This window comes from Planctomycetaceae bacterium (assembly GCA_039680605.1).
In the GTDB taxonomy this organism is placed as follows: Bacteria; Planctomycetota; Phycisphaerae; order SM23-33; family SM23-33; genus JAJFUU01.
The window spans coordinates 1-13,042 of the sequence record JBDKTA010000060.1; the positions used below are offsets into that span (position 1 = coordinate 1).

The window sequence follows — 13,042 nt, forward strand, 5'->3', positions numbered from 1 at the left end:
CGCCGGGCGTACGTTGGAGGAACTCATTGGTGTGATCGGCCAAGCTCTCAGGGCCGTGAGCGCGGAGGAGTGCCAAGGCTACTTCCGTAGCTGCGGATACGCTACAGATGATCGCTAGATGCTCTAGTTCGGAGGCGTTCATGTCGTTGTTGGCCAGCAGTTGGCGCAGGGCGTCGAGGCCGTGCAGACCGGCAGCATCGATCGGGTGATGGGCGGCCTCGTACGCCTGGACGAGTTGCACCAGCGTCTCAAGGTAAAGCTCCTGCCCCTTGGTCAGCTTCCCGGCGGCCATCAGGCGGTTGATCCAGTCGAGGGACTCTTCGTATTGGACTTCGTCCATGATCGCGCGCGGGGGCATCGCGGCCACGAGTGATTTGAAGCTTCGGGGCAGTCGAGGTTGAATACTTTTCGTCGGGGACATGGTCTCAAGTTTCCTCTGTCGTCCTTTGCGAAGCAAGGACTCCAAACAGTTATTTTCGCGCGGGCGAGACGCCCGCGGATACGCGCGGACGGGACGTCCGCGACACGGTCGGGGAGCATGGGCGAGGCGCCCATGCCACTCACGGGCAAGATGCCCGTGCTACTCACGGGCGGGACGCCCGTGCTACTGGGGACACGCACAACGGAGTTGTGCGTGGCACCCGTGCGGGTTTCTCTCTAACCTTTAACCTCTAACCTCTACCCTCACTTGGGCAGGTCCGGGAAGACGGCGGCTACGGCGGGATTGACTAGTTTGCCTTCCCGCATGTTCACGGCTGCGGCGTGGCCGGGGGATTGGTTGGCGAACTGGTCCAGGCCCAGGCGGGCTAGCTGGCGGACGTACTTGAGCGTGGCGTTGCACAACGCCTGGCTGGACGTGCGGCCGACGGCGCCGGGCATGTTTGTCACGCAGTAATGCACCACGTCGTCGACGATGTACGTCGGCTCGCTGTGAGTGGTGGGGCGAGAGGTTTCCATGCAGCCGCCCTGGTCGATGGCCACGTCCACGACCACCGCGCCGCTCTTCATGCCCTTGAGGTGCTGGCGCGTGAGCAGCTTGGGCGCCCGCGCGCCGGGAATCAGCACGGCCCCGACGACCAGGTCGGCCCGGGCGCTGTAGCGATTGATCGCGTGCGGGTCGCTGAAGATCGTCGTGACGTTGGCGGGCATGAACTCGTCCAGGTGCCTCAGGCGGTCGAGGTCGATGTCCATGATCACCACGTCGGCCCCCAGGCCGGCGGCCACGCCCGCCGCGTGCGAGCCGACCACGCCGCCGCCGAGGATCAGCACGTTGGCGGGGCTGACGCCCGTCACGCCGCCCAGCAGAATCCCGCGGCCCATCATCGGGCGCTCGAGATACTTCGCCCCTTCCTGGATCGACATCTTGCCGGCGATCTCGCTCATCGGCGTCAGCAGCGGCAGGCGGCACTGCTCGTCGTGCAGTGTTTCATATGCCACCGCAGCGATGCCGCGCTGCAGGCATCCCTCGGTCAGCTTTCGGTCGGCTGCGAAGTGAAAGTACGTGAAGAGCACCTGCCCGCGGCGCAGCATCGCCAGTTCGCCCGGTTGGGGCTCTTTCACTTTGACGACCAGGTCGGCGGCGGCAAAGATATCGGCAGGGCCGTCGACGATCTCCGCGCCGGCGCTGGCGTATTCGGCGTCGTCAAACCCGCTGCCGCGCGCGGCGCCGCGCTCGATCAGCACGCGGTGGCCGTCCTTGACCAGCAGGTCTGCCCCCACCGGCAGCAGGGCGATGCGGTACTCGTCCGATTTGACCTCTCGCGGCACGGCGACGATCATGGTTGCACTCCTTGGGCAATAGTCTCACATATCCTATCGCAGCCAGACGCTCAGGCGTGCGCGGAAAGTCTCGAGCCGTCAGTCGTCTTTCCCACTGTGGGCGTGGGCGAGTTCTTCCTGGGTTCGCAGGTACTTTCTGCGTGAGCACTCGTGGCAGCGGAATTGCGGGTGGCGGTCGCGTGAGCGGTCGTACCCGGCTGCGCGGACGAGGCGATAACCGCGTTCGACGGTCTTGTGGCAGTCGACGCAGGCGACGTTGCGCTGGGCTTCCCACAATTCGCCCGAGTGCAGAATGCTCGTGCGGGTGAAGATCCAGCGGTCGACCCAGAAGAAGATCAGCCCGCCGATGAAGTTGGCGATGACGGTGGTGAGGGTGGCCCCGAGGTGCTCGGTGAGCAGATAGACGCACCCGGCCAGGATCGGCGTCGAAAGCTGCCATCGCAACAGGTACAACAGATACTTGCTGATCATGCGCAATTATAAGGCTGCAAGCTTACGCATGCGCGATGGGTAGCGAAAAGGCAGTAATCAGTAATTAGTAATCAGTAATCGGTGATCGGTACGGGTGCCGTGGCGGGAAGGTCCGAATGACCGACAGCCACGACGGCCCAGGGCGCACGGTGCATCGTGGCTGTCGGGCTGAAGCCCTCCCGCCACGGCACCCGTACGCAAATTGGATATCCGCCGTGGCGGGCTCGACCGCGTTCGATGATCGCCTGTGCGGCGTGGTTTACAGGGCGGCCTTGGCGGACTCGACGATGGCGTCGAAGGCCTTGGGGTCGGCGATGGCGATCTCGGACAGCATCTTGCGGTTGATGTCGATGTCGCATTCGCTCAGGGCGAACATGAAGCGGCTGTAGCGGATCCCGCGTTGCTCGCAGGCGGCGCTGATGCGGGTGATCCACAGGGCGCGGAAATCGCGTTTCTTCTTCCGGCGGTCGATGGTGGCGGTGACGCCGGCGCGGAAGACCTTGCCCTTGGCGATACCGTATTTGCGGGAACCGGCGCCGTAAAATCCCTTGGCGTCTTTGAGGATCCGTTTGTGCTTGCGGCGGCGGGCCGGTCCGGTGACAACGCGTGGCATGATTCAACTCCTGCAGTTAAGGCCGCTGGGCAGCGGCGAAAGCTCTGGGCCAAACAGGCACAAGCCTTCGCGGCCAGTTCCATTCCGCCATCGGCGGATCGCCCTCAATGGGCTCCCAGCAGGCCGCTCCGATCGATTGCGATCGGGTGGTTAGATTCCCAACAAACGTCTGGCCATCTTGGTGTAATTCGAGGCCAGCACGGTTTCTCGGCGCAGACGGCGGATGCGGCTGGGGCTCTTGACGGACTTCAAGTGCCCGGCCCCGGCGCGGTGGCGCATCAGTTTTCCACGACCGGTCACCTTCAACCGCTTGGCGACCGACTTATTCGTTTTCTGCTTCGGCATCTCAGGAACCTCTTGCGCCCCGGCGGGCGGGTCAGATATTAAAGGTCGGTCATTGTACCAAACGCGGCGGGCATGTAAAGGGCGGGCCGGAAAATTCTCAAGTCAGGGATTCAGCGCCGTGGCGGCAGGGCCGAGCCCGCCAGCCACGGGCCCTGGGGTCACAGGCTGGAACTCACAGGCTGGAAAGCCTGTGCCACCTACGCTGAAGGCGCCGGCTGCGTGTTGACTTCCGCAGGCGTCGGTCGCGGCGCGGGCGTCTCGCTCTTGTCGTCGCGGCCTGCACCGCCGCCGCTTTCGGATGGAGCGGCCTTGGGCGGCGTCGTTCCGCCGGGGACCATCAGCATGGTGATTCGGCGGCCTTCGCGGTGGAAGTCCTGCTCGATCTTGGCCACGTCGGCGAGGTTGGCCTTGATCTGGGTGAAGACCTTGTAGCCCTCATCGATGTGGGCCAGTTCTCGCCCGCGGAATCGCAGGGTGAACTGCACGCGGTCGCCGCGGGCGAGGAAGCCGCGGGCGTGCTCGGTCTTGATCATCAGATCGTGGTCGCCGATCTTGGGCGTGCGGATGCGGATTTCCTTCAGCTCGACCTCGTGCCGCTTGGACCGCCCCTTGCGTTCTTTCTTCTGCTGGGCGTACTTCCACTTGCCGTAGTCCATGATGCGGCAGACGGGCGGGCGCGAGCCCGGAGCCACCTCGACCAGGTCCAGACCGGCTATGCGGGCACGCTCCTTGGCGTCGCCCAACTCGACGATTCCGATCTGGGCGTCGTTCTCGTCGATCAGCCGAATGGGTGAAATGCGAATCTGCTCGTTCCGTCTGAGGCTCTTGCCGGTATTCACTGCGAATTTCTTAATCGTTCATCTCCTGAATCTAGCCATCGATATCATCGGCCCGCGGCGGGCCGTTGCCTGTAATGATTTATTGTATCCGCTCAGGGCCGGTTACCCAAGAGCGGTGTTCGCGAACGCGCGGCGATTTCTTTTCGCAGCGCCGCCACGAAATCGTCCAGCGCCATGGCCCCGTGGTCGCCCTCGGTGCGGTGGCGCACCGCCACGTTGCGGGCGTCCTGCTCGCGCTGGCCGATCACGGCCATGTACGGGACCTTGTCCAGCGTGGCGTTGCGGATCTTGGCGCCGATCTTCTCGGGGGAATCGTCGACCTGCGTTCGGATGCCCGCCTCGCGGAGGGCGGCGGCCACTTCGCCGGCGTAGTCGTTGAACCGCTCGGAGACGCTCAGCACCGCCACCTGCACCGGGGACAGCCACAGCGGAAACGCCCCGGCGAAATGCTCGATCAGAATTCCGATGAACCGCTCGGGCGAGCCCAGCGGCGCGCGGTGGACCATCACCGGGCGGTGGGGGGCGTTGTCCGGACCGATGTAGTTCAGCTCGAACCGCTGAGGCAGATTGTAGTCCACCTGGATGGTCCCGAGCTGCCACTCGCGGCCGATGCAGTCCTTGACCACGAAGTCGATCTTGGGCCCGTAGAACGCCGCCTCGCCGCGTTCCTCGGTGAAGCTCATGCCCAGGCGCGTCACCACGTTGCGGATGTTCCCCTCGGCGCGGTCCCAGTCCTGGCTGGCCCCGGTGTACTTGGCGTCGTCGGGGTCGCGCAGGCCGATTCGCACGCGGTAGTCGTCCAGGCCCAGCGTCGCCAGGCACAGGCGCGTCAGGTCGACGCACGACTCGATCTCGCTTTCGAGCTGCTCGGCGGTGCAGAAGATGTGGGCGTCGTCCTGGGTGAAGCCGCGCACCCGCGTCAGGCCCGACAGCTCGCCCGACTGCTCGAAGCGGTACACCGTGCCGAACTCCGACAACCGCATCGGCAGGTCGCGGTAGCTGCGCTGCTGGCAGCCGTAAATCTGAATGTGGAACGGGCAGTTCATCGGCTTGAGCAGCATGCCGTCTTCGCGCCCCTGCGTGTCGCGGGTTTGCGAGAGGTAGCGTGCCTTGGCCAGGCGCTCCCACGCCGCGGCGCCCCAAGGATATCGCGAGGCGTCGATGCCGGCGGCCTCGACGAGCTCGCGCTCCTGCGCCAGCGGTTCGTCGGCCGACTCGCCGCGCGTGTTGAGCAGGTCGACCAGGGCGTCGAGCAGGTTCTTGCCCTCGGCGGTGCGGGCGGGCACCATCGTCGGGAACAGCCCGTGCTCGTAGTACGGGTAGTGCCCGCTGGTGCGCCACAGGTCCAGCTTGCCGATGTGCGGCGTGATGACGCTCTGATAGCCGCGCTTGAGCAGCTCGCCCCGCAACCAGCCCTCGAGCTCCATGCGGATGATCGTGCCCTTGGGCAGCCACAGCGGCAGGCCCGGGCCGACCTTGTCGCTGAAGTGGAACAGGCCAAGCTGCTTGCCCAGCACGCGGTGGTCGCGCTTGCGGGCTTCCTCGACGCGCGCCAGGTGCGCCTCGAGCGCCGCGGCGTCGAAGAACGCGATCCCGTAGATCCGCGTGAGCATCTTGTTCTTTTCGTCGCCGCGCCAGTACGCCCCGGCCGTCGAGATCAGCTTGAACGCCTTGCCGACCTTGCCGGTGTGGGGCAGGTGCGGGCCGCGGCAGAGGTCCAGGAAGTCGCCCTGGCGGTACAGGCTGACGGTGGCGACGTGCTCGTCGCGCACCAGGTCGTCGATCATCTCGATCTTGTAATCCTGCCCCAATTGCGCGAACAGGTCCTTCGCCTGGTCGGGCGTCAGGTCCTGGCGATGCAGCGGCGTCTTGGCCGAGACGATCTGCTTCATCTGCGACTCGATCTTTGCCAGGTCCTCAGCCGTCACCGGCCGGGGCAGATCGAAGTCGTAATAGAAGCCATACTGGAAGTCGTCCATCAGCGCCGGACCGATGGTGTACTTGACCTCCGGTCCAAAAAGCTGCACGACGGCCTGGGCCATCACGTGGGCGGCCGTGTGGCGCAGCACTTCCAGCGACTGCGCGTCGCGGTCCGTAAGGATCTTCAGTTCATGCGTGCCTTCGCCGATGGGCGTGTCGAGGTCGACGCTCTTGCCGTCGACCACAGCCGCCAGGGCGGCGCGGGCCAGGCCCTGCGAGATGTTCTCTGCCACAGCCAGCGCCGTCACGGGAGATTCAAAGGTGCGCTCGCTGCCGTCGGGAAGTTTTACGATCGTGCTCATCGGGGGTCAGTGTAACACGAAGCCTTTACAGTGCAAAGAGGGGAATGGGAGGGAATAGGACCTGTAGGACGGATAGGACCTATATTCCCGGGTGGCATGGCGACACGCGACGCGGGTCGCCATGATGGTTGCGCAATGTTGGGCGCCCATGGCGACCCGCAAAAAAACGCGTGTCGCCATGCCACCCCCTAGGATCTAGGACCTAGGACCTAGGATCTTCTTCCTCACGCCCAGCGCACCTTCGCCAGGTCGCAGGCGTTGGGCAGCAGGTCGTTGCGGGGCATGACGCGAACGGTGTAGCCGGTCATGCCGCTGTGGCCGCAGGGCATCTCCACGGCGTACGTCACGTGGTGGTCGTCCTGGCGGACCTGCTCCATCTTGAGCGGCTGGCCGCTGTTGAGCTGTCCATCCTCATCGAGGCGGCCGTGATACAACTCCACCTGCAGATCCACCGGTCGCAGCGGTCCGGTGCTCAGGACGGCTTCGATGTGTACGGTCTTGCCCACGCGGGCGCCGTCGCCGCCGGCGGCGATGCTGTCCGAAACGCTCTCGATGCGGACCTTGTCGAACTCCTGGCTGACCCACTGGCGCCATCCCGCCAGCGAGCGGGCCTGCTGCAGGTTGTCGGCGGTCAGGCGGTCCCACCAGTTGGCCGCCGGGGCGTAATACGTCTCGGCGTACTGGCGCACCATGCGGTTGGTGTTGTAGACCGGGGCGAGCTGGCGCATGGCGGCCTTGGACATCGCGATCCACTTGCGGGGCACCTTGTCGCCGCCGCGGTCGTAGAACAGCGGGATGACTTCCTTTTCCAGCAGGTCGTAGAGCGCCTGGCTCTCGACGGCGTTCTGGTACTCCAGGTCGTCGTACGACTCGCCCGAGCCGATCGCCCAGCCGACCTCGGGGCTGTAGCCTTCGGCCCACCAGCCGTCAAGAATCGAGACGTTGAGCCCGCCGTTTGCGGCCACCTTCATGCCGCTGGTTCCGGAGGCCTCCATCGGGCGCAGCGGGGTGTTGAGCCACACGTCGACGCCCTGGACGAGATAGCGCGCGACGTTCATGTCGTAGTCTTCCAGGAAGACCATGTTGCGGCGGAAGGGTTCCTGCCGCGTCCCATGAACGATCTGGCGGATGAGGTCCTTGCCCGGGTTGTCGCGCGGGTGCGCCTTGCCCGCGAAGATGAACTGCACGGGGCGGTCCTTGTTGCCCAGCAGGGCCGCGAGGCGGTCGAGATTGGCCAGAATCAGGTTGGCCCGTTTGTACGTGGCGAACCGGCGGGCGAACCCGATTGTCAGCGCTTCGCTGTCCAGCGCTTCTTCGGCCAGCGCCAATTCCGCCGATCCGGCGCCGCGCGCCAGGGCTTGGGAATGCAGGCGTTTGCGGGCGAAGGCCACCAGCCGCTCGCGCCGGCGCTCGTGCGTGCGCCACAGCTCGGTGTCGGGGATCTGGTCGACGGACTTCCAGACGCTGGTGTCGGCGGGCTTCTCGTGCCAGTCGGGCCCGAGGTAGCGGTCGTAGAGGCTGGCCAGGTCGTCGCTGATCCACGAGCGCGTGTTGATGCCGTTGGTGATCGAGCCGATGGGCAGCTCGCCGACGGGCAGACCGTTCCAGACGCCCGACCAGAGCTGGCGCGTCACTTCGCCGTGAAGCTTGCTGACGCCGTTGCGGAAGGTACACAGGCGCATCGCCAGCACCGGCAGCGAGACCGGTTCGTCCCGCGCGCCGTTCTGCTGGCCCATCGCCAGGAACTGGTCGCGCCCCAGGCCCAGGCGCGGCCAATAGTGCGAGAAATACTTGTCGATCAGCCACGAGTCGAAGGCGTCGTTGCCGGCAGGCACCGGCGTGTGCGTGGTGAAGATGTTCGAGGCCGCCACCGCCTCGCGGGCTTCGGCCAGCGAGATGTGCCGCTCTTCCATCAGCAGGCGGATGCGTTCCAGCGCCAGGAACGCCGAGTGCCCCTCGTTCATGTGGTAGGCCTTGGGATGCACGCCCAGGGCGTGGAGCATCCGCACGCCACCGATGCCGATGACGATCTCCTGGCGGATGCGCATCTCCTGGTCGCCGCCGTAAAGCTGCCCGGTGATGTGGCGGTCCTCGGGCGAGTTCTCGGGAACGTTGGTGTCCAGCAGGTACAGGCTGATGCGCCCCACCTGCGCCCGCCACGCCTGCACGCGAACGTTGTGTCCGGGGAACTCGATGTCGATGGTGACGGCGCGGCCGTCAGCGTCTCGCATCAACTGCACGGGCATGTTGTGGAAGTCGTTGCGGGGGAACAATTCGAGCTGCCAGCCGTCGGCGTTGAGCCTCTGGCGGAAGTAGCCCTGCTGATACAGCAGCCCGACGGCGACCAGCGGGATGTCGAGTTCCGAGGCGCTCTTGAGGTGGTCGCCGGCGAGGACGCCCAGGCCGCCGGAGTAGATCGGCAGGCACTCGGTGATGGCGAACTCAGCGCAGAAGTACGCCACCTGGGGCTGATCGGGCAGACCGTAGGTCTTGGGCCACCATCCAGGCCTGGAGAGATAATTCTGCAGATCCTTGTAGACGCGGTCGACGTGGGCGAGGAAGCCTTCGTCCTGGGCCATCTCGTCGAGGCGGCTCTGGTCGATGTGCCCGAGCATGGCCACGGGGTTGTGGTATGACTTCTCCCAGCCCTGGGGGTCCAGACGGCGAAAGACGTCGCGGGCGTCGCCGATCCACGCCCAGCGGAGGTTATACGCGATCTCCACCAGGGGTCGCAGCGGTTCGGGCAGTGACGGTTCGATCTTGAATGTTCTCAGCGGCCTCATCGGATTAAACACCCTCTCTGCGGACCCATGTCCGCCCTTGGGATCGCCCAGACTCTGTAATACATCGGCATTGCGGGGTGATGGATTTACCTCAATCCCTCCGGTCGGGGCCCAGGCAAGAATATCGGGAACTCTCGGCCAGTCCGACCGTCTTAAAGTATAGATTCATCGTCGATGCAACGGTAGTGCGATTGTAGGATGCACAGGGGACTTTGCCAAATGCCCTGGGCGACTACAATGCTTCAGGTAAGCATCTATTGAACCGATGGATATATGGGCGACGCGGGCGCCGCCCCCCGGAGGCCGCGAGAGGAATGGCCAGAAGAATCAGACGATCGAGGATCGCGTCGAAGACGCGACGGGCGCGAAAATGGCCTCGCTTGAGAGGCCAATCGTTGTGGCGCCGCCAGGAGACCGACGCTTCTCCCAAGGGAGAATCTCCGGAAACTACTGGCAGCGGTCCCACGCCCTGCTAATATGCAGCGGGCGGGGGAGTGGGAGATTTCATGAAAGCCTCGCCGGGAAATGTCGTTGCAGTCTTGAGCGTGATGGCTCTTCTGGCGGCCGGTGCGCCAGGCCAGACCGTGCCCCTGCAATCGGGGCGGTTGCTCGACAAGAACATCCAGGTCGGCAGCGGCGGGATCAATGCCCCGACTGGCGGCCAGGGCGGCGTCAATAACCAGCTCTACGTCAGCGGTGCGCTTCAGGGGTACACCTCGCAGATCGCCAACGGACAACTGCTCGACCGCAACACGCAATTGGGCAGCACTGGGTACAACACCGTCGCCGGCGGAGTGGGGGGCGTCAATACCGAGTTGCTGGCCAACCGCGCCCAGAGCGGAACCCTGGCCTTTCGCGGCGAAGTGCCCTACCAGGCCCTGCGCGGTATTCAGACCAGCGGCGCGGGACTGGCCGGTCCGACCGGGCTCAGCGGCCTCCTGCGAAGCAGCGAACCGTACGCCGCCCAGCTCAACGAGGTCTTCTCGCAATATTCCAGCCTCGTCAGCCCTCAGACCGGATCGGCCCCGGTCCCGGGTGCGGCCTCGGCGCCGGAGCTGGCCAAGTTATTCACCTCCGGCGCCAGCGGCGATCTGGCGGCCATGTCCCAGCGATTATTCGGGCCGGCGCCGGTTGTGGAGGGGCAACCCCTGGACAACCAGCTTGGCCAGATGCGACTGAGCGGACGCGTGGACAGCCAGGTCTACAGCCGCGTCGACAGCCAGATCGATCATCGTCTGGACGCTCAGGCGCCCGCTGTGCCGCTGCCGCAGCAGCCGGCGGCGCCGACGGGAGACACCGGCGAGCAGAGTCTGATGATCGACATCCTCAAGCTCCTGGCCACTCAGCGCGAAACCGAGGGCGACTCCGCTCAACGGGTTCCGCCGGCTCCGGCGGCCCCGGCCCCGGCGGCGGCAGCGGGGGCGGCGCGGCGGACGACCCTCGGTCCCATCGCGATGATCGACGGCGAGGTCGTCGTTCGCGATCTGGGCGGCAGGGGCAAGACCCTCTTCGACAAGTACATGCTTCAGGGGCGGGAACTGCTCAAGCAGGGCAAGTACTACACCGCCGCCGGCGCCTACGAGAATGCCGCCATCCTGCAGTCCGCCGACCCGATGCCCTACGTCGGGTGGGGCCTGGCGCTGCTGGGCGCGGGCGAGCACCTCAGTGCCGCGGAGCGGTTGAGGATGGCCGTGGCGGTCTTCCCGCCGCTGATGAAGACGCGGATCGATGTGGCGTCCATGATGGACTCCAAGCTGCTCGATCGGCGTCTGACCGAGATCAGCCAGCGCGTGGTTGCCTCCAAGCAGAACGAGGGCATGCTGGCCTTTGCGGCAGCGTTTCTCGAATACAATCTTCGCCGCGACACCGACGCGCGGTACTTCGCCGGGCGGCTTCGTGCCGACGCCGGAGACGACCCGGTCTTCCGCGGATATGCGTCGTTCGTGCTGGGTGAGAAGACCGCTCCCGCCACGGCCCCGGCAGAGCAACCGTAGAACATTTCTACAGCATGCCCCGAGTCGCTTGCGGCTTGGCAGTTCCTGGGCTACTCAAACTCTTTCTTGTCGACCGGCGCCGGCGGGGCGTCGGAGTCGATCATCGGCAGGCCCGTCGGCGGCAGGGGGCGTGCCGGCGGTGGAGTGGTCTTGGGCTCATCGGGCAGCACGGGCTTGGGGCGGTCGGGGTTCCGGGCAGGAACCGTTTCGCCGACGGGCTCGCTCTTAGGTGCATCCTGGACGACCGGCTGCGGCTGAACGTCTTGCGGCTGCGGCGCTGGTTGCGGCTGCGGCGCCGGTTGGGCGGGGGGTTCGGGAATAACCGGCAGGGGTTGGGGCTTGGGTTCTTCCGCAGGCGTGACCAGGGCCGGCGGGGGCGTCTCGTCGCGCGGGGCGGCGGGCGCGGGCTTTGGCTCTGCCGGCGCCAGCGTCGGTTGGTCGACCACCGTCGCGCGGGTGGGCGGCGACGGCCGCACGCCGGCGGTCAGGGCCTGCACACCGGTGGTCTCGATCAGCAGGATGCCGCCCAGTCCGTCCTCGACCTTCTTGCTTCCGAAAACGCCGACTTCCTGGTCGACGTACTTGGCCAGGTCAACCGCGCCGGTGGTGCACTGCACGTATGCCGCGATGGCGTTGGACCGCGTGTCGAACAGCGCGTAACGCTTGGGCGCTGCCGCCGTGCCCGGAAACAGCGAACTGGGAGTCAGGATGCCCATCGCCGCGAACGACGGAAGAACCGGCGCCGGACCGTTGAGGCGGCTGCGCTCCAGGTCGTACTGCTTCTGACGCGCGTCGGCGGCCGCGATCACCTCGTCGGCCTTGATGATCTCCTGCTGGCGGTGGATGGCGATCTGGATGTACTTGATTCTCGCCTCGATGTACGGGTTGAGGTATCCGCCCTTGGCCTGGCGGAGGCGGTCGTACTTGTCGACCAGGGGCAGCAGCGTCTGCTCTCGGGCGGGCTTGGCCAGTTCGTCGCGCAGTTGGCTGTCGACCTGTCGGAACGTCATGACCGCCTGGCGGATTTCCTGTTCGCTGTCGGTGGTCTTGACGGGTTCCTTGGCCACCGGCGCCGGGGCCGTCGCCGCGACCGGGACCTCTGCCGCCGGCGCCGTCGCCGGACGGGGATTGATCACGATCTGCTCTACCGGCGCCGTTCCGGCCACCGGCGGCGCCGCCACCGGCGGGGGCGACTGCTCGCTGCGTTTGACGTATTCTGCCGCCACCCAGAAGTACACGTCCTTGGGCGGTTCGATCTTGTAGAACTTGCCAGCCGTCCCGGTGACTTTGACGACCTCGCCGCGCTTGATGTAGCGCTGGATGACCCAGAAGTCGTTGCTGTGGAGTTCGCCGCCGGCGCGCAGCCAGACGTCGTCGTCGATGACCGTCCCGTTGCCCGTCGCCGCGTCGAGGCGGATCGCGTCGGTCCGGATCGCGCTGAACGTCCCCGCCGGAGGAAGAATCTTCACCCATCCGGGCTTGGACGCCACCACCTTGACCGTCGCCGGGCTCGAGAGCGTCACGCACGGATAAGACACCAGGTCGGCCCGGCCGCGCACGTGTACGCGCGACGCGGTGATCACGCCGACGTAGTCTTCGTTCTGCTCACCCGTCGTCTGGGCCGGGGCCTCTGCGACCAAACCGGCAAGAATCAGCACCATCCAGGGAATTGTTGAGCGATTCATGATCGACTCCTTGCCAAGTCGTTCCCGTTGGCTTATCGACACGCCATTGACCAGCACGTTAGCACGTTGTGCAAGCCCTGTCAACCGATGCAATAGTATCCACCGCACGCTTATGCCCCACCTGCACTTCCTTGCACTTTGTTGTACTTTTCACAGCGGTTTGCGGGGAAGCGCCTGCCGCTTGCCGACCGGCGCGTGGGAGCATAATCCTGCCGATTTCACATAAACCAGGTGTCCTGAATGAGGAAAAT

General features: G+C 65.6%; 10 protein-coding genes. 1 reads left to right on the top strand and 9 read right to left on the bottom strand.

Translation table 11 applies throughout. The features are described 5' to 3' along the window. The 8 genes from ABFD92_18115 to glgP all read right to left on the bottom strand — a co-directional run. On the bottom strand, positions 1-340 hold a 340-nt coding region (locus ABFD92_18115; GenBank protein MEN6506456.1), incomplete at its 3' end, for a hypothetical protein. A gap of 344 nt (positions 341-684) precedes the next feature. Then, positions 685-1,779, bottom strand: coding sequence for an alanine dehydrogenase (gene ald / locus ABFD92_18120; GenBank protein MEN6506457.1), 1,095 nt, complete (start codon positions 1,777-1,779; stop codon positions 685-687). A 78-nt stretch (positions 1,780-1,857) separates the two neighbouring features. Further along, positions 1,858-2,250, bottom strand: a complete 393-nt coding sequence (locus ABFD92_18125) for a hypothetical protein (protein MEN6506458.1) — start codon at positions 2,248-2,250, stop codon at positions 1,858-1,860. Positions 2,251-2,509: 259 nt separating this feature from the next. Beyond that, positions 2,510-2,863 carry a 50S ribosomal protein L20 gene (gene rplT / locus ABFD92_18130; GenBank protein MEN6506459.1) on the bottom strand — a complete coding sequence of 118 codons (354 nt, stop codon included), beginning with the start codon at positions 2,861-2,863 and terminating at the stop codon, positions 2,510-2,512. A gap of 150 nt (positions 2,864-3,013) precedes the next feature. Continuing rightward, a complete protein-coding gene (gene rpmI / locus ABFD92_18135) occupies positions 3,014-3,208 on the bottom strand; it encodes a 50S ribosomal protein L35 (protein MEN6506460.1) in 195 nt (64 codons plus the stop codon). Between the two features lie 197 nt (positions 3,209-3,405). Then, positions 3,406-4,047: a translation initiation factor IF-3 gene (gene infC, locus ABFD92_18140; GenBank protein MEN6506461.1), complete on the bottom strand. Its 642-nt coding sequence runs from the start codon at positions 4,045-4,047 to the stop codon at positions 3,406-3,408. Positions 4,048-4,139: 92 nt separating this feature from the next. Next, positions 4,140-6,329 (bottom strand): threonine--tRNA ligase, encoded by a 2,190-nt coding sequence (gene thrS / locus ABFD92_18145; protein MEN6506462.1) that lies wholly within the window; start codon positions 6,327-6,329, stop codon positions 4,140-4,142. A gap of 224 nt (positions 6,330-6,553) precedes the next feature. Continuing rightward, positions 6,554-9,112: an alpha-glucan family phosphorylase gene (gene glgP, locus ABFD92_18150; protein ID MEN6506463.1), complete on the bottom strand. Its 2,559-nt coding sequence runs from the start codon at positions 9,110-9,112 to the stop codon at positions 6,554-6,556. Between the two features lie 506 nt (positions 9,113-9,618). Here glgP and ABFD92_18155 point away from each other — a divergent pair. Beyond that, entirely contained in the window at positions 9,619-11,106 is a 1,488-nt protein-coding gene (locus tag ABFD92_18155; GenBank protein MEN6506464.1) for a hypothetical protein, read from the top strand. A 50-nt stretch (positions 11,107-11,156) separates the two neighbouring features. Here ABFD92_18155 and ABFD92_18160 read toward each other — a convergent pair whose 3' ends face one another. Next, the gene (locus tag ABFD92_18160; GenBank protein ID MEN6506465.1) at positions 11,157-12,791 is read right to left on the bottom strand and encodes a hypothetical protein; all 1,635 of its coding nucleotides are present in this window, start codon (positions 12,789-12,791) and stop codon (positions 11,157-11,159) included. Positions 12,792-13,042: the final 251 nt, after the last annotated feature.